This window comes from Acinetobacter sp. TAC-1, assembly GCF_029025845.1.
GTDB classification, from domain to species: Bacteria; Pseudomonadota; Gammaproteobacteria; order Pseudomonadales; family Moraxellaceae; genus Acinetobacter; species Acinetobacter guillouiae.
The window spans coordinates 3,386,552-3,404,264 of sequence record NZ_CP118892.1 but is presented as its reverse complement, the minus strand read 5'-3'; the positions used below and the strand labels follow the sequence as shown (position 1 = coordinate 3,404,264).

Sequence of the window (17,713 nt, the reverse complement as noted above, 5' to 3'; positions counted from 1 at the left end):
GAAAGGGAGGTCTTGCTTTGGAATCATCTCAGTCTTGAGATTCGCGATACTCCTCCCTTTTTTAAAAGGTAAGGAACGATTGAGGTTCCACAAGGGAGGATGAGGAGGGATTAAGATCGACGAAAAGCACTTAAATGAAATCGCAATATACAAACGGATAATTTATTCAGGAAGATGAAAAATGAAACTACAAAAATTTGCAGCATTGACGCTTGCACTTAGCTCCACATTTACCTTTCAAATGACACAGGCGCAACCTGTTTCACCAAGCTCAGTTGAACTTGCAGAACTGGCAAAACTCCCAGTAAAGACCATCGTCCCAATTACAGCAAAAACCAAAGAACAAGCCTTAGCACAGGCAAAAATCATTGCCAATAATCCAGATGCGGATTTGGCTGAGTTCCGCATAGATCTGCTCAACTTTGCCAGTGACACTAAGCAAGTGATTGCTTTAGGACATGAGCTTAAACAGATTTTAGGGTCTAAACCAGTGATTGCTACTATTCGTACGCATAACGAAGGCGGGCAACTGACCATCAGCGATGCGGATTATGGCAAAACTTATCAGGCCTATTTACGCCAACCCTTTATGGACATGTTGGATGTGGAAATGTTCCGAGATCCGCAAGTGGTGAAAAGCACAGTTAAATTGGCACATGAGAAAAAAGTATTGATTGTGATGTCCAATCACGATTTTAAAAAGACCCCTGATGAAGCAGAAATCGTTCAACGCTTGCTTAAACAAGATCAGCTTGGTGCAGATATTCTTAAAATTGCAGTGATGCCACAAAGCAAACAAGATGTATTTACTTTGATGAATGCAACCTTAAAAGTCAGTCAGCAATCTAAAAAACCATTGCTCACCATGTCGATGGGCAAACTCGGCACGATTTCTCGAATTGCCACAGCCAATATGGGCGGCAGCTTTAGTTTTGGCATGATCGGTGAAGCTTCTGCGCCCGGTCAAATTGATGTGACCCAACTGAAACAGTTATTAAAAACCGTTCAACCTACACCATAAATTAAAAGGAATTTTTAGACATGAAAATGATTTCATTACGTTTAACAACGTTGGCACTTGGCTTAGCGGTTTCTGGTTTGGCAATGGCGGAAAGCTATGTCGTGGATCGCTATCAGGATGATAGTGAAAAAGGTTCACTACGTTGGGCGATTGAGCAAGCCAACAGCAAGCCGAGTGAAACCAGTGAGATTTTGATTCAAGCGGTTGGGCAAGCGCCTTATGCCATTAAGGTCAACAGCCCACTGCCAGAAATTAAAGCACCAGTAAAAATCATCGGTACACAGTGGGCAAAAACAGGTGAGTTTATCGCGATTGATGGCTCAAATTATATTAAAGGTACAGGGGTTGAAGCTTGTCCGGGGGCTGTTGAAGGGCAGTTCGGAACCAATGTTCGTACCACAACTTTGCCGGGAATTGTGTTACGTGACATCAACGGGGTCAGCATCCAAGGACTAGAGATTCGTCGTTTTTGTATTGGGATCTTGATGAACCGTGCCAGCAATAACCTGATCCAAAATAACCGTATTATGCACAACTATGGCGGTGCAGGGGTGATGTTGACAGGGGATGATGGTAAAGGTAATCCGACTGCGACCACCACCAATAACAACAAAGTACTGAATAACTATTTCCAAGACAATGGTGATGGACTTGAGTTAACCCGTGGTGCTGCATTTAACTTGGTTGCCAATAACCACTTTATTTCAACTGCTGCAAACCCAGAGCCATCACAAGGCATTGAAATTCTATGGGGCAATGACAATGCCGTGATTGGCAACAAGTTTGAAAACTATTCAGATGGTTTACAGATCAACTGGGGCAAACGCAATTATATTGCCTATAACGAACTCACCAATAACTCCAACGGTTTTAACCTGACGGGTGATGGCAATATTTTTGACAGCAATAAAGTCCATGGTAATCGGGTTGGAGTTGCGATTCGTTCAGAAAAAGATGCCAATGCACGTATCACATTAACCAAAAATCAAATTTGGAATAATGGCAAAGACATCAAACGCTGTGAAGCGGGGGGAAGCTGTGTGCCCAATCAACGTTTAGGTGCAATTATTTTTGATATTCCGGGATTAGAACATGCGCACTTTGTCGGTTCACGTGGTCATGGTGTAAAAATTGATCCAGCAAACTTACAAAAGACCTGCCAGCAACCCAATGAACAAGGCTGTAATCCACAACCAAATCAAAATATTCAAGCACCTAAATTGACCCTAGCAAAAGGTCAAATTGCGGTAGAGGTAAAAGGACAACCGAATCAACGTTATCAAGTTGAATTTTTTGGCAACTCACAAGCAAGCGCAAATGAAGCCGAGTTTTATTTAGGCTCAAGTACTGTTGCAACCAATGCCCAAGGCACAGCAAGCGTGACTTGGAAACCGACAATGAAAGTTGCATCAATCACAGCCAATATCACAGATCGTCTAGGCGCAACATCTGAACTTAGCTCAGCGGTAAAACTGAAATAACAAATAATAAGGAAGTAATATGAGTTTAAATGGATTATCGATCAAACTGAGCTGTTTAGCCGTTGCATTGTGTATGGCTCAGAGTAGTTTTGCTGAGCAAGCTTGGTCACAAGATCGTCAATGGTTATTGGGCGATTGGAATGGACAACGTCAACAACTGGAAAAAGACGGTTATAAATTTACGGCCTCTATTATGAGCCAAGCTGCAACCAATTTAGACGGTGGCTATCACGACAACAACAGCTTTGAAAATGCAGCGCAATTGGCGTTGGGTGCAAACTTTGATTTAAATAAAATCACGGGCTGGAAAGACACCACAGCCAATATCTTAATCACTAAACGTGATGGTAATGCTTTAACTTTAGAAAGCATTAAAGACCCACGTTCTGGTGCTTTAGGCAATTCACAAGAAATTTATGGACGAGGCAAAATCTGGCGCCTGACCCAAGCATGGGTCAAAAAAGGCTTTGCTGACAATACAGTCCAATTCAAGATTGGCCGTATGGGCATGTCGGATGACTTTAACGGTTCACAATGTGAGTTCCAAAACCTATTACTTTGTGGTGGACAACTGGGCAAATCCATTGGTTCGATTTGGTACAACTTACCCGTAGGTTTATGGGGAACTAATGTGAAGTATCAATTTGCACCTGAGTGGACACTCGGTGTCGGTGTTTATGAAGTCAATCCTGACAACATTAAAACTGGCAAAAACGATGGTTTTAACTTGGATATGCGCAATGTTAAAGGTGCCACCATTCCAGTAGAGCTGGCATGGCGTCCAAAACTAGCAGCATTTGATGGTTTAGCAGGCGAGTATAAAGTCGGTGCGCTGTACTCGACCGCTGAAGCCAATGATATTGCGATCGCAGGCAAGGTACATGATAGCAAACATAGTTTTTGGCTTAATGCACAACAACAACTGAGCCAAAAAGGGCAGGACCCTAAACGTGGTTTGTTCGTGAGCTTTAATGCAGTTGTCAATGATAAAGCCACCACGGCAGTACAAAGTACCCAACAACTTGCACTCTGGTACAAAGGACCTTTTGACAGTCGCCCTAATGATTCAATCGGATTTGGGCTTGCAAATTATATGGTCAATGATCGTTATAAAGATCGTCAGATTGCCACCAATAACAGCCGTGGTTATGACCAGTACGATAGGTTTGCAACAGATTATGTGCCTGTGCAACGTGATGAGCTCAATGTTGAATTGAACTATACCTATCAATGGTCACCTGCAATCATGCTACGACCAAACCTACAATATATCCATCAGCCTGCGGGTGTAAAAGAAGTGGATGATGCATGGGTTGCTGGTTTAAGCATGCGTGTGAATTTCTAATTTAGGAGTATGACGTATGACTGAATCTACAAGGACACATACCGTATTAAAAATATGGTGTTTTATCTTAGGTTTGGCTTTGCTTGTAACAGGAGCATTCTTTACTGTAGGCGGAGTTAAGTTGGCGACACTGGGAGGATCATGGTATTTCGTGATTTCTGGTGTAATCACATTGGCATCAGCAATTTTTATCTTTAAGAAAAAAGCACTCGGTGTCTGGCTGTTTAGTTTGGTGTTTGTGGGTACCATCATCTGGTCATTGCTGGATGCAGGCTGGGAATTTTGGCCTTTATTTTCAAGACTGATGTTTCCAGCAGGTTTATTCGCTGCATTGATGTTTACTTTGCCCGCGATTCGCCGTTACCAGTTTCAATCGAGTGCCAGTTTGCCAGCTTTTGGCTTAGGAGCACTCACGGTTTTAGGTATGTTGATTGGGCTTTATCAAATGTTCCAACCGCATCCAACGGTTGCCGCATCTGGTCAGGCATTGCCATTGGTTCCTGTTCAAGCAGACCAGCAACAAAGCAATTGGCAACATTATGGTCAGGATTCTGGCGGTAGTCGCTTTGCTGCACTTGATCAAATCACCCGTGAGAATGTCCATCAACTCAAAGAAGCATGGCGTTTTCGTACAGGTGATTTCACTACAGGTTCAGGCAACGGTGCAGAAGATCAAATGACCCCTTTACAGGTGGGCAACAAGATTTACTTATGTACGCCACATAACAATATTTTTGCTTTAGAGGCTGACTCAGGTAAACAGCTTTGGAAAGCTGAAGTAAATTCTAAATCGGATGCATGGGAACGTTGTCGTGGTGTGGCTTACTTCGATTCAACTGAACCTTTAACCCAACCGACGTTGGCAGGTGCAACACCTGTTCAAGCTGTCGCTAACAATACCGCTTGTTTACGCCGTGTGTATACCAACACACCAGATGGTCGTTTAATTGCGGTCAATGCTGACACCGGTGAGCGTTGTAAAGATTTTGGTGTTGATGGAACGGTTGACTTACTTAAAGGCTTGGGTGAAGGCACTACCGCACCACGTTTTGAAGTGACCTCTGCGCCGACCATTGCAGGTACAGTGATTGTGGTGGGTAGCCGTATTGCCGATAACCTTGCCGCAGATATGCCTGGTGGGGTGATTCGTGCTTATGATGTGATCACAGGTCAATTACGCTGGGCATTTGATCCACGTAATCCTGATCCAAACCATGTGTTAAAAGAAGGTGAAACCTATAAGCGCAGTTCAGCAAACTCTTGGGCTGCGATGTCGTATGACCCAAAAATGAACACGGTATTTATGCCGACGGGGAGCTCATCTGTAGATGTGTGGGGAGGCAACCGTCAACCTTTGGATCATAAATATAATTCATCCGTCTTGGCATTAGATGCAAGCACAGGTAAAGAAAAATGGGTCTATCAAACTGTTCATAATGACTTATGGGATTTTGATTTACCGATGCAACCAAGCTTGGTTGATTTCCCAATGAAAGATGGTAAGAATCAACCTGCCGTGGTGATTGGAACCAAATCTGGACAATTCTTTGTATTGGATCGCTTAACAGGTAAACCATTAACCCAAGTGATTGAACAGCCTGTTAAACCTGCCGATATTTCGGGTGAACAATATAGTTTAACCCAACCACGTTCAGTTGAAATGCCACAAATTGGTAATCAAACCTTGACTGAATCGGATATGTGGGGTGCAACACCGTTTGACCAGCTGATGTGTCGTATCGGCTTTAAATCTATGCGTTATGAAGGCTTATATACTGCACCAGGTACAGATAAATCGTTAAGTTTCCCTGGCTCTTTGGGTGGCATGAACTGGGGCAGTATTGCCTTTGATCCAAGCCATCAATATATGTTTGTCAACGACATGCGTTTAGGTTTATGGATTCAGTTGATCGAACAAACACCAGAAGATTTGGCAATTCAGGCAAATGGTGGTGAAAAGGTCAATACAGGTATGGGTGCTGTACCGATGAAAGGCACACCATATAAAGTCAATAAAGATCGCTTCTGGTCGAAGTTGAATATCCCATGTCAAAAACCGCCTTATGGCACCATGACTGCCATTGATATGAAAACTCGCCAGATCGCTTGGCAAGTACCAATGGGAACAGTGGAAGACACTGGACCTATGGGCATAAAAATGGGATTAAAAGCACCGATTGGTATGCCAACCATTGGTGGTCCAATGGCAACACAAGGTGGCTTAGTCTTCTTTGCTGCAACGCAAGATTACTACTTACGTGCCTTGGATTCTTCTTCAGGTAAAGAGTTGTGGAAATCACGCTTACCTGTCGGTAGCCAAGGAACACCAATCAGCTATGTTTCACCTAAAACAGGTAAGCAATATGTGATGGTGACTGCGGGCGGTGCTCGACAATCTCCTGATCATGGTGACTATGTGATTGCCTATAGTCTGAAATAAGCTAAAACTGTTTAAAAAACGGAACTGCAATCGTTACGCGATTGCAGTTTTTTTATGGGTTTAAAATTGAATTGGCCGGGTTCCAATTAAGTCGCTTTGCTTTTTACATCATTGAATTACACAGGGTCTAGCTACCGCATGGCGACAAGGATGTTGACGTTGGGGCGATGGAATTAAGTGAAACACAATTAATTTGAGTAATGGAAAGCTCCCTCCTTTGACAAAGGTGAGAAGTATTACTTCGCAAGGGGAAGGGTTTTTATCTAAGGTATCGCCTACACAAATTAAATTTAAACTTTTCACAGTAAGATGGGGCAGCGCTAACTTGTATCTTAGCTTTTTGACAGGTTGACTATAGTTTGAAATAAGTTAGGTAATGTTAATGTAAAAAACTAAACTGCAATCGTTAAGCAATTACAGTTTTTTTAGTTGTCTTGTAAAAAATGATGATATAATCTGATTTAATTGGATTATGTGTACATTTTATGCAAGATCTTAAATTAAGCGAATTTAAAAATATTCCCATTCATCACGGTACTCTACTATCGCTACTGAAAGAATATCAGAACCCGAATGATAAAATTTCAAGATGGATAAAAGCAGGGACTTTAATTCCATTACAGCGAGGTTTGTATTTGGTGGGAGATTTATGGCGCAATAGCACTCCCTGTTTGCCACTTATTGCAAATCATTTATATGGCCCTTCATGTGTATCTCTAGACTATGCTTTGTCATGGCATGGCATTATCCCAGAAAAAGTAGTAGAAATAACATCGGTTACAACCAAACGTTCACTATCAATTGAAAACACCTTGGGAAGATTTTCTTACCATACAATAGCTCAATCCATTTACCCTATTGGTATCCAGTCACAGTCCTTTGAAAATGGGTATTTTTTATTGGCAAGTCCTGAAAAAGCACTCTGCGATAAACTTCTGACCATTCGTAATTTGCGGATGACCAGCCAGCGGTCGATGCAGATTTTTTTAGAGGAAGATTTACGTATAGATATGGATATGTTGGTTGATTTCGATTTTACAATTATTAATGCTTATATAGCAGCTGGAATAAAAACCCACTTATTTAAAGTGCTAAAAGGGTTGTTAAAGGAAATAGCATGAACATTATTGAGCAAATGTTAAACAGATATGATTTAAAGCCTAATCAAGACAATGAACATGCATTGCGTGAAATTATGCAGGAAATCGCCTTGGCTGGATTACAGCGAGCAGGTTTTTTTAATAAAGCCGCATTTTATGGTGGCACCTGCCTACGAATCTTCTATAACTTACCAAGGTTCTCAGAAGATTTAGATTTTTCTTTGCTAGAGGAAGACCAAACATTTAGCCTTGAGCCTTATTTTAACAGTATCAAACAAGAGTTCATTGCGCTGGGTTTTGATGTTGAAATTAGCCAGCGTAACAAAATCCATCAAACAGCCATAGTTTCTGCATTTCTCAAAAAGAATACCAGTATTTATGATATTAAAGTGGCTGGGCATAAAACATTAAAAATCAAATTTGAGGTGGATACCAACCCTCCAATGTTATTTCATACAGAAGAAAAACTCCTATTACAGCCTTTTTCTTTCTACACCAAGTGTTTCACACTTGAAGATCTATATGCAGGGAAAATGCATGCTTTATTGTTTAGAAAATGGAAAAATCGTGTCAAGGGGCGGGATTGGTTCGATTTTGAATGGTATGTACGTCAAAATGCTAAACTTAATCTTGAACACTTTAGCGAACGTGCAAGACAAAGTGGTGATTGGAATAAAGATAATTTGAGCCAGCAAGATTTTTTAGACTTATTGCTTAAACGAATAGATTCAGTTGATTTCGGGCAGGCTAAACAAGATGTGGCACCATTTATTCGTGATCTAAACGTATTAGATATCTGGTCAAATCATTACTTTAAAGAACTTGCAAGACAAATGAAATTTATATCAACCTAAGTGTGAAAAAACGCATCAAATGAAGTTAAGCAATATAAAGCGCAATTCATAAAATACTGATCTGATTAAATAGAAGCATTTCTTTATACCCATTAGCACCGCTTTATTTATAACGCAAGGTTTGGCATTTCCTAAGAAAAGTAAGGCATTACCTACGCAAATTAAATCAAAATTTTCACTGTAAGATGGGGCGGTGCTAACTCAAAATTCAATATAAAAGCCCCTCATCCTAGCCTTCTCCCAGCGGGAGAAGGAACTTCCAATATCAATATAATTTACGCTTTAAGATCATTTTTTGATTTATGTAAGATCTAGAACTTACATAAAATAATTAAAACTTCTCAATTTAAGTTAAAGCTGTACAAGTACCTTTTCATCATTGAATCCTACACGGTGTTTCTACCGCATGGCGACAAGGATGTCGCCGTTTGGCGGGGGTATAGGATGTACCCCTCGCCAGACGAAAGATTTTTGTTACTTTTGATCTTTCAAAAGTAAGGTATCGCCTACGCAACTTAAATTTAAACTTTTCACTGTAAGATGGGGCGGTGCTAACTCAAAATTCAATATAAAAGCCCCTCATCCTAGCCTTCTCCCAGCGGGAGAAGGAACTTCCAATATCAATATAATTTACGCTTTAAGATCATTTTTGATTTATGTAAGATCTGGAACTTACATAAAATAATTAAAACTTCTCAATTTAAGTTAAAGCTGTACAAGTACTTTTTCATCATTGAATCCTACACGGTGTTTCTACCGCATGGCGACAAGGATGTCGCCGTTTGGCGGGGGTATAGGATGTACCCCTCGCCAGACGAAAGATTTTTGTTACTTTTGATCTTTCAAAAGTAAGGTATTGCCTACGCAACTTAAATTAAACCTTTCACTGTAATATGAGGCAGTGCAAGTCTCTTTTCATCTGAGCAAAACAAAGCATCGCCTACGCAAATGAATTAAAACTATTCACAATAAGATGAGGCAGTGCAAGCCCCGTTGCGCTGAAAAAGAAGTGAGTTGCATGAAAGTCAATTCATTCTAGTAATGAAAAGCTCCCTCCTTTTCAAAGGAGGGTGGGGGAGGATTAGCTTTGCAAAGGGGAGGATTTTAAATCCTAAACCGATCAGTAGAGGATTTAAAAAGCTTTAAATCCTATTTAACTTTTTGCTGCGCAAGTGGAGACACAGAGAGAGAATCATTTTGATGGTAGCTTTCTTGAAGTTCAATATCTTGCTTTTGCAAACCCTCAAGAATTGGACAATTCGGTCGATGATCACCCGCACAACAATTGATGAGGTTTTGCAAAGTATTGGTCATCTTCTGCAACTCAGTAATACGGATTTCCAATTTTTCGATATGCGAGAGCGCGAGTTGCTTTACATCGGCACTGTGTCGATTTTTATTGTTCCATAAATCCAGAAGATCTGCGATTTCTGCAACCGAGAAGCCGAGCGATCTTGAGCTTCGAATAAACTTAAGCCGTTCAGCATCTTGATCGGAATAAGAACGATACCCAGCATTACTTCGACCTACGGCTGGAATCAGACCAATTTGCTCATAATAACGAATCATTTTGGCAGAGATTCCAACAGTTTGAGACAGTTTTCCAATATTCATGGTGATTCTCTCTACAAGCTTCTACTCGAAAGTAGAAGCGGGTTGAAAACGACGTAACCGTAAGGCATTGGCCAAGACGAATACACTAGATAAAGCCATTGCACCTGCTGCAAAGATTGGCGAAAGCAGGATGCCATAAGCAGGATAGAGTAGTCCCGCTGCAACTGGAATCAACATGGTATTGTACGCAAATGCCCAGAACAAATTCTGATGAATATTGCCAATGGTGGCTTTTGATAATGCAATGGCATTGGCAACACCTTGCAAATTACCAGACATCAATACAACATCTGCCGACTCAATTGCAACATCCGTACCTGTACCAATGGCAAGACCGACATCAGCTTCAGCCAAAGCAGGTGCATCGTTGATCCCATCACCGACAAATGCAATATTGCCATATTTTGCTTTAAGGCTTTGTACCGCTTTGACTTTTCCTTCAGGGAGAACTTCCGCAATCACTTCGTCAATACCGAGCTGGCGAGCAATCGCTTGTGCTGTACGGGCGTTGTCACCCGTCACCATCGCAACTTTAAGACCGAGTTGATGTAAGGCTTTAATGGCACTTGGCGTGGTTGATTTAATTGGATCTGCAACCGCGATGATTGCTGCCAACTTGCCCTGAATTGCCACATAAAGCGGTGATTTACCTTCATCACCTAAACGTTGTGCTGCACTTGCAAAAGGTGAAATATCAATATTGAGCTGGAGCATATAGCGATCTGCTCCAATATGAATCTCTCCATTTTCATCGATATCTGCATAGACGCCCATACCTGTCACAGAATCAAATTGATTCACTTTGGGTAAGGTCAGGTTTTCTTTGATCGCAGCATCTACGATGGCTTTGGCAATCGGATGCTCAGAACGGGATTCAACTGCTGCCACCATACTCAAAACATGATCACGTTGAAAAAATTCAGTGACTTCAAAATCTGTCAGTACAGGATGACCTTCGGTTAATGTCCCTGTTTTATCTACAGCAACAACATTGGCATCTTTCAGTAGTTGTAATGCTTCACCTTTACGGAATAATACCCCAAGTTCAGCACCACGTCCTGTGCCGACCATAATTGAGGTTGGCGTTGCTAAACCCATCGCACAAGGGCAGGCAATAATCAGCACAGCAACAGCATTGACCAAAGCGAAAGTTAAAGCAGGGGAAGGGCCGAAAATCAACCAGATCAAGAACGTCAGTACAGCCGCAGCCATGACAGCAGGTACAAACCATAAAGTGATTTTATCAACCACAGCTTGGATCGGCATTTTCGCGCCTTGTGCTTGCTCAACCAAACGGATGATTTGTGCAAGCATGGTTTCGCCACCTACAGCAACAGCTTTAAAGCTTAAGGTGCCATTTTGGTTAATGGTACCACCGACCACATCACTGTCTATTTTTTTCTCGACAGGGATTGGCTCACCAGTAATCATCGATTCATCAACAAAGCTTTTGCCTTCAATGACTTTTCCATCAACAGGAACACGTTCACCCGGTTTGACAATAATAAAGTCACCTACGATAACTTGATCGATTGGAATATCGACGATTTGATTATCACGAGAAACATGGGCCACTTTGGCTTGCAGACTGACTAAACGCTGAATGGCTTCAGAAGTACGTCCCTTGGCTTTTGCTTCAAGAAAACGACCGAGTAAAATTAAAGCGACAATAACAGCAGCGGCTTCATAGTAAACATTGACTGTTCCAGCCGGTAAGATGCTGGGCATAAATGTTGCGACGATGGAAAATAGATAAGCCGCCAAGGTACCTACAGCAACCAGCGAGTTCATATCTGGCGCTAAACGCAATAAAGCGGGTAAGCCGTGGATATAGAATCTTCGACCCGGAATCACCAAAACCAGTGTGGTCAGAATAAACTGTAAATACCAGCTATTTTGTATCCCGATGGTCTGAGCGATCAGGTGGTGCATACCCGGAATAAAGTGCGAACCCATTTCTAATATAAAAACAGGTAACGCAAAAATAGTGGCAAGTATAAGGTCTCGTTTTAGCTCAGCGCGTTCTTGATCTTTTTTTTCGAGGTGTTCAGCTTGATCTGGAACAGCACTTTGAATTTGTTTGGCATCATAACCCGCCTTATCAATCGCTGCGATTAAAGCCGCAACATTGGCAGTGCCGGTGATTGTTGCACGTTCAGTTGCAAGATTTACATTTGCTTCTTTAACACCGGGAACGGCTTTTAGTGCTTTTTCTACACGGCTGACACATGAGGCGCAAGTCATTCCATCAATTGATAATTCTGTGGTTTCGTCAACGACATCATATCCAGCATGTTCAATCGCGTTGATCAGTGCTTGGCGATCAATGCTGATATTCGATGTAATGTCAGCACGTTCAGTGGCTAAATTCACAGATGCTTGGGTGACACCATCGACTTTTTTAAGTGCTGTTTCTATTCGACTGACACAACTTGCACAACTCATACCCTTGATTTGAAAACTACTTTTCAAATCAGAAACACGATCATGTGATCTATTTTCCATAAGTCATACCTATAAGTCTTATTCCATGATCTAAATCCTAAACTTTGACATAATGATAAGGTCAAGTAAAACAATTCAAGTTTTTATAACAGCTTGTTGTAGATAGAAATTTAGTTTATGGACATAGACCAATAAAATATTTTTTGACTTATGGTTTACGGGGCTCCTTTATTTTTAATCCTAGTTCATTATTATTTATAGATTAGGCTTCTTTTATCAATCATTTTTAAAAGCATCAATCAACATAAAAGCGCCCTCATCCTAGCCTTCTCCCAAGGGGGAGAAGGGACTTTCAATACCCATATCATTCATTCAACATGATCATTTTTTATCTGGGCAAGAACGATGCATTGTTTTGTTTATAGTGCAAGATAATGCTCTCAATTCAATGATTTATATCCATATTTTTAATCAATCCCAACCACTGTGGTGATGTAGCTGGTGGTGAGTAGAATCAATAAACCCAAATACATTTCAAATAAAATGGCACAACTTAAATATTGTGCAAATAAAGGTTCCTCAAGTCGTGGAGTAAGAAACCATTTATTGAAAGCAGCAAGTAATAAAATACTGCCCACAAATGCCAGTTTAAGAACAAAACCATGACCATATGAGGTATAGATTAAAGTATTCAAATCTTTAAATAAAAAGAATGCAATCGTGATACCACAGAGGATTAAGATTCCGACAACAAAGGCTGCAATTCGCCCAAATGCCTCCATGAGTTTTCTTAATGATCGACCACTGATTTTATGACTCATTTTCCATAACGGATAGAGTGAGCCCATCCATAACGACATGAAAAAAACATGAATGCTGAGTAGAATTTGAGCAAAAAATGCTAAGTTGGTGACATGACCGATTTGGGAATAGCTATAAAGAATCGGGATAAGCAATACCGCAAATAGTATTTTTTCAAAAGTGGTAATATGGGTAGTTTTTTTGCCCAATTTGATGGTTAAAAGCAGAAAAATTAAGGCAAAACTGATAATTCTGAAAATGTGTATTTGCCCAGTGTCTGTATTTAAAAGAATATTGAGATAGGTTTGATCAAAAATACCGGAAAGTCCTGCGTTGGCAAAGCTACCTACCAAAATAAAAAAGCCTAAAGTGCTTCCAACCAGACCTAATGTCGCACCTAAGTGCATATACTTGAGTAGTGTTACTTTTATGCTGGTATAACGCCAAAGTAAAAAATAACAAAAAGCACCGCCAATCATAAAAGCAGTACTGAGATATAAGGTAATTTTTGTTAGCCAAGTTGACCAGATCCAGAATTCGAACATTATTTTTTTCCTTTATCCGAGTCTGTTGACAATTCGCCTCAGTTTGCGACAACTCAGACCATTGATGAAATGCCAACACACCCTAACAACAGTTCAGTCGCTTGCTGAATATTGTTTATCAATCTTCAATTTCTTTGGTTTTATTTAATTGTGAAGCTATATTCATTGTTCATGTTATGCCCATCTTTGCCCATTGTTGTCCAAACAACAAAATATTTGCCTTTTTTAAGTGCGGGAACAGGAACATTAAATATTTTTTTTAGATCATGATTCACTTTATAGTTAAGTGGAATATTGGTTCTTTGTGCATCCAGTACCTTAATATTCATTAACATGACTTCTCCACTAAAATTAAGCACTAAACTTTTAGGCGCAGTGGTAATGGATGCATTCATTGCAGGGGTACTGCTAGTTAAATCAACATGAGCCATAGCATTGGTCGCGCTAATGAGTATCACTGTGCCCAATAAGGCATTACGTAGTTTGGTCATGTTATTTTGCGAGGATTTCATTGAATGTTCCTTTTACTGGTGTGTTTAGACCTTGATTATTAAAGAGGGTGATAGACATCAGAATGACTTTAAAATTACACTTTTGTTATTTAGTAAAACTAAATAATCTTTGATATTAAAAGATTTTTAAGGCAAATTAAATACATACTAATTAGAAAAGTTTAATTTTTTTTAATAATGATTTTGTTCTTCAATTTTTACAGCTGTATTTTCAACAGCTGCTTAAAGGTGTGATTTTATTTAAGATACTTTTGCGCTGTATATCATGTTGGAAGATATTCATTTTTAAAAACAACTGTGAAGATCACTAAACCATCTCGTGATTCTGCTTGGATGGTTGCACCATGTAAGGCCAATATAGACTTGGTAATGGCAAGTCCTAAACCTGTACCATCTTCAACACGTTGACGAGAGGCATCTGTTCGATAGAAACGGTCAAACAGCCGAGATAATTGTTCAGGAGATAAGGTAGGACCTTCATTTTCAACTGAAAAACTGGTGTGATCTGCTGTTTGTTGGCATTTAATCTGAATGACTGAATTCGACTTGCCATATTTAATTGCATTGGAGATTAAATTACTCAGCGCACGGCGTAGCATCGCAATATTTGCATTGACTTTCCCAGTACCGACCAGATGAAATGTGATATGTTTTTCTGCGGCTAAAGCATCATAAAACTCAAATAAAGTATTAAATTCTTCATATAAATGAATGGTTTGTATGTTTTTAAGGTTAAGCCCATTTTCTGCTTTCGCCAAAAATAACATATCTGAGACGATTCTTGCCAGATGTTCAAACTCTTCTAAATTTGAAAATAAGACTTCTTTATAGGCATCGATATCTCGACTGCGCGACAAACATACTTGTGTTTGCGTCATTAGATTGTTGATCGGTGTACGAATTTCATGCGCAAGATCTGATGAAAAGTCTGAAAGCTTTTCTAAAGCCGACTCTAAACGGTCCAGCATTTCATTAAAGGCGATGGTCAGTGATTTTAACTCTGTTGGGGTATGCTCAACCTCTAAGCGCTCAGATAAATTTTGCGCTGAAATCCCTTCTACAACTGTGGCTATTCTTTTGATTGGGCGCAATCCTCGCCAAACAGCAAACCATCCTAAAAACATTAAACACAGTGCGGCAATTAAACAAATATAAAATAACTGATGTTTAAATTCATTTAAAAAAAGCATGTGTTCTGAAGTATCAATCGCAACAATAATTTGGGTAGATTGTGCATCTTCATTTTCTTCAAAAATATTTTGATAGACCAGTCCACGATAATGTTTATCTTGGACCTCCCATCTAATCCATTGCTCCAGATCTGGGTTGGCAATGACTTGTGGTGCGATTGCCATTTGTGCGGAATTAAATACAATTTGATTCACAGGCCGTTCAACTTGCACAATCAGATTATCATGTCCAATGAGAGAATCTTTTAATGCAACATTGAGTCCTTTAGAGTTGGTTGGATGTTGTTTTAATAGATTTTGTATCAGTTGAATTTTTCCCTCAAGGAGTACTCGATCTTCACTTTCAAAGTGTTGTGTGACTCCGAGGTGTATCACGAAGCCCATGATAATTAAAATCGTTACAGTGGAGAGGGAAAAAATAATGGCGATTCGGAAACTAATCGCATTGAACAGCTTACGCCTCATCTTCTACCTCTAGAACGTAGCCCATTCCTCGAATATTCTGAATCAGTTTAGGTGTAAAGTTACTGTCAATTTTATTTCTTAAACGTTTAATTGCAACTTCGACAACATTGGTGTCACTGTCAAAATTCATATCCCAAACTTGTGAGGCAATCAGCGCTCGTGGCAAAATTTCACCACGTCTACGCATAAATAATTCCATCAATGCAAACTCTTTCGCGGTCAGGTCAATACGTTGCCCCTCACGTGTTACACGACGTTTTCTGATATCAAGTTCAAGATTGGCAATACTAATTAAGTTACTGTCTTCTCTTTGCTGTCCGCGACGAAGTAAGCTTTTTATTCTTGCGAGAAGTTCAGCAAACGCGAAAGGTTTTACCAAATAATCATCCGCACCCAACTCTAATCCTTTTACGCGGTCTTCAATTTGATCTCGCGCTGTTAAGAATAAAATCGGCATGGTTTTTCCATTTTTACGCACAGCTTCTATAATATGCCAGCCATCTACCCCAGGTAGCATCACATCTAATATGATGACATCGTAATCTTCAGAAAGTGCATACTGTTTACCTGTGAGCCCATCTGTAACCCAGTCAGTAATATAACCCGCTTCAGATAAACCTTGCTTAAGGTAGTCCCCAGTTTTTTGCTCATCTTCGACTAATAATATTCTCATGTTTGCTTCCTAGAATACTCTTTAAAAATATAATAGCGTGATAAAACTAAAGAAAGGTATAGATTACATAAATGTCACTTTCAAGTCATCTTAATGTTCAATAGTCCGATTTATTGTACCACTTAAGAATCTCAAGCTTGGAGAGGTATAAATGCGAGCAATTTTACAGCGCAGTTTAATGAGCGTGATCTGTCTGGGTACGCTGATGATAACGACTCAATCTTGGGCAGATGCCTCTAAAATGCTGAATAAAACGGATCCTCAAACCGTAGAAAAAACGCCAATACAATGCTCTATAAAGCCTTGTAATGCACAGCATGAAGCCAAAAAGTCTAACAATGAACATGCGGAGCAACAGCATGTACATTCAACTGAAATGGCACAAACAACTCAATCGAGTGGAGTCGATATGGCGCATGTGATGATGAAGATGGATCATTCAAATATGACGATGCCTACTACCTCTACGACAGCAAGTAAGTAACACCAAAAAAGATTCATGTTGTAATTCAAAGCTTAGGGGATAGATGGCAAAGTTAATTCATCTATTTTGAAAGAAAGTAAAATTCGCAGGATGCGTTTAATTATAAATTTTATTTAAAAACGATATTTTTTTAAGTATTTAAAAGTTTTGGGAGCGTAATATGTCTAAGATTCAAACCTTACAAGATCCGCTGTTAAATTCTCTCCGAAAAAAACATATTCCAGTTTTTATTTTTCTGACCAATGGGATTAAGTTACAGGGGCATATTGAATCTTTTGATTCATATGTCGTGTTACTAAGGAACAGTGTAGGGCAAATGCAAATTATCTATAAACATTCAATTTCTACTGTTCTGCCGACACGCCATCCACGTTCAAATATCAAAGCCTCTCTTGCAAAATTTGATCATCAACACAGTTACAATACCTTTGAAAATGATCGTGAATATTCATTTAATAGCCAAAATGACTTTGGTTATGAAAATGGTTTTAATGATGAAAAACACTTTGAAGATATTTCTGAAGATGAAAATACTTGAGAATTAGATCATCAAAGGCCCGATCAAATATATAAACAATTGAGTGGCTTTATCTAAGTTGATAATTTGTCTTTATAGATAGTATGAGGATTTTAGTCTGGTTTTCAGTCTTTAACATTTCCTGTTAAATATTAGGCTTCTTTATATAAGGCCTTTTAAAATCCATAGAGCAAGATGAAATCGCCCTCATCTTATAGTCAAACCA

The 17,713-nt window shown here is 39.7% G+C and carries 14 protein-coding genes; 8 read left to right on the top strand and 6 right to left on the bottom strand.

What is annotated here, in order from left to right:
- Positions 1–241 precede the first annotated feature (241 nt).
- The 6 genes from aroD (at position 242) to PYV58_RS15790 (ending at position 8,241) form a co-directional block, all read left to right on the top strand.
- Entirely contained in the window at positions 242–1,021 is a 780-nt protein-coding gene (aroD, locus tag PYV58_RS15815) for a type I 3-dehydroquinate dehydratase (RefSeq protein ID WP_227504283.1), read from the top strand.
- A gap of 26 nt (positions 1,022–1,047) precedes the next feature.
- Positions 1,048–2,502 (top strand): right-handed parallel beta-helix repeat-containing protein, encoded by a 1,455-nt coding sequence (locus PYV58_RS15810; protein ID WP_171077810.1) that lies wholly within the window; start codon positions 1,048–1,050, stop codon positions 2,500–2,502.
- A gap of 19 nt (positions 2,503–2,521) precedes the next feature.
- A complete protein-coding gene (locus PYV58_RS15805) occupies positions 2,522–3,847 on the top strand; it encodes a carbohydrate porin (RefSeq protein WP_275059575.1) in 1,326 nt (441 codons plus the stop codon).
- 16 nt (positions 3,848–3,863) lie between these two features.
- A complete protein-coding gene (locus PYV58_RS15800) occupies positions 3,864–6,287 on the top strand; it encodes a glucose/quinate/shikimate family membrane-bound PQQ-dependent dehydrogenase (RefSeq protein ID WP_034617768.1) in 2,424 nt (807 codons plus the stop codon).
- A 485-nt stretch (positions 6,288–6,772) separates the two neighbouring features.
- Positions 6,773–7,408 carry a hypothetical protein gene (locus PYV58_RS15795; RefSeq protein ID WP_034617771.1) on the top strand — a complete coding sequence of 212 codons (636 nt, stop codon included), beginning with the start codon at positions 6,773–6,775 and terminating at the stop codon, positions 7,406–7,408.
- Positions 7,405–8,241 carry a nucleotidyl transferase AbiEii/AbiGii toxin family protein gene (locus PYV58_RS15790; RefSeq protein WP_034617772.1) on the top strand — a complete coding sequence of 279 codons (837 nt, stop codon included), beginning with the start codon at positions 7,405–7,407 and terminating at the stop codon, positions 8,239–8,241. Before PYV58_RS15795 ends, PYV58_RS15790 begins: the two co-directional genes overlap by 4 nt.
- Before the next feature lie 1,149 nt (positions 8,242–9,390).
- On the opposite strand, the gene cueR is transcribed toward PYV58_RS15790, so the two are convergent.
- From cueR to PYV58_RS15760, 6 genes are all read right to left on the bottom strand, one after another.
- Positions 9,391–9,855, bottom strand: coding sequence for a Cu(I)-responsive transcriptional regulator (gene cueR, locus PYV58_RS15785; protein ID WP_034618209.1), 465 nt, complete (start codon positions 9,853–9,855; stop codon positions 9,391–9,393).
- A gap of 21 nt (positions 9,856–9,876) precedes the next feature.
- Positions 9,877–12,360, bottom strand: a complete 2,484-nt coding sequence (locus tag PYV58_RS15780) for a heavy metal translocating P-type ATPase (protein ID WP_034618208.1) — start codon at positions 12,358–12,360, stop codon at positions 9,877–9,879.
- 407 nt (positions 12,361–12,767) lie between these two features.
- Positions 12,768–13,649 (bottom strand): CopD family protein, encoded by an 882-nt coding sequence (locus PYV58_RS15775; RefSeq protein ID WP_034618207.1) that lies wholly within the window; start codon positions 13,647–13,649, stop codon positions 12,768–12,770.
- A gap of 137 nt (positions 13,650–13,786) precedes the next feature.
- Positions 13,787–14,158, bottom strand: a complete 372-nt coding sequence (locus PYV58_RS15770) for a copper resistance CopC family protein (RefSeq protein ID WP_034618205.1) — start codon at positions 14,156–14,158, stop codon at positions 13,787–13,789.
- Positions 14,159–14,421: 263 nt separating this feature from the next.
- Positions 14,422–15,813 (bottom strand): heavy metal sensor histidine kinase, encoded by a 1,392-nt coding sequence (locus tag PYV58_RS15765; protein ID WP_034618203.1) that lies wholly within the window; start codon positions 15,811–15,813, stop codon positions 14,422–14,424.
- Positions 15,803–16,486, bottom strand: coding sequence for a heavy metal response regulator transcription factor (locus PYV58_RS15760; RefSeq protein ID WP_004722117.1), 684 nt, complete (start codon positions 16,484–16,486; stop codon positions 15,803–15,805). Before PYV58_RS15760 ends, PYV58_RS15765 begins: the two co-directional genes overlap by 11 nt.
- Positions 16,487–16,637: 151 nt before the next feature.
- Here PYV58_RS15760 and PYV58_RS15755 point away from each other — a divergent pair, with 151 nt between their 5' ends.
- A complete protein-coding gene (locus tag PYV58_RS15755; protein WP_051671126.1) occupies positions 16,638–16,970 on the top strand; it encodes a hypothetical protein in 333 nt (110 codons plus the stop codon).
- 160 nt (positions 16,971–17,130) lie between these two features.
- Positions 17,131–17,508: an RNA chaperone Hfq gene (gene hfq / locus PYV58_RS15750; protein ID WP_004819926.1), complete on the top strand. Its 378-nt coding sequence runs from the start codon at positions 17,131–17,133 to the stop codon at positions 17,506–17,508.
- The last annotated feature ends 205 nt before the right edge of the window (positions 17,509–17,713 follow it).

What these genes read in the sequence shown, in the direction of transcription:
- aroD (WP_227504283.1), top strand. Translation starts at nt 242, where the DNA reads ATGACACAGGCGCAACCTGTTTCACCAAGCTCAGTTGAACTTGCAGAA.
- PYV58_RS15810 (WP_171077810.1), top strand. Translation starts at nt 1,048, where the DNA reads ATGATTTCATTACGTTTAACAACGTTGGCACTTGGCTTAGCGGTTTCT.
- PYV58_RS15805 (WP_275059575.1), top strand. Translation starts at nt 2,522, where the DNA reads ATGAGTTTAAATGGATTATCGATCAAACTGAGCTGTTTAGCCGTTGCA.
- PYV58_RS15800 (WP_034617768.1), top strand. Translation starts at nt 3,864, where the DNA reads ATGACTGAATCTACAAGGACACATACCGTATTAAAAATATGGTGTTTT.
- PYV58_RS15795 (WP_034617771.1), top strand. Translation starts at nt 6,773, where the DNA reads ATGCAAGATCTTAAATTAAGCGAATTTAAAAATATTCCCATTCATCAC.
- PYV58_RS15790 (WP_034617772.1), top strand. Translation starts at nt 7,405, where the DNA reads ATGAACATTATTGAGCAAATGTTAAACAGATATGATTTAAAGCCTAAT.
- cueR (WP_034618209.1), bottom strand. Translation starts at nt 9,855, where the DNA reads ATGAATATTGGAAAACTGTCTCAAACTGTTGGAATCTCTGCCAAAATG.
- PYV58_RS15780 (WP_034618208.1), bottom strand. Translation starts at nt 12,360, where the DNA reads ATGGAAAATAGATCACATGATCGTGTTTCTGATTTGAAAAGTAGTTTT.
- PYV58_RS15770 (WP_034618205.1), bottom strand. Translation starts at nt 14,158, where the DNA reads ATGAAATCCTCGCAAAATAACATGACCAAACTACGTAATGCCTTATTG.
- PYV58_RS15765 (WP_034618203.1), bottom strand. Translation starts at nt 15,813, where the DNA reads ATGAGGCGTAAGCTGTTCAATGCGATTAGTTTCCGAATCGCCATTATT.
- PYV58_RS15760 (WP_004722117.1), bottom strand. Translation starts at nt 16,486, where the DNA reads ATGAGAATATTATTAGTCGAAGATGAGCAAAAAACTGGGGACTACCTT.
- PYV58_RS15755 (WP_051671126.1), top strand. Translation starts at nt 16,638, where the DNA reads ATGCGAGCAATTTTACAGCGCAGTTTAATGAGCGTGATCTGTCTGGGT.
- hfq (WP_004819926.1), top strand. Translation starts at nt 17,131, where the DNA reads ATGTCTAAGATTCAAACCTTACAAGATCCGCTGTTAAATTCTCTCCGA.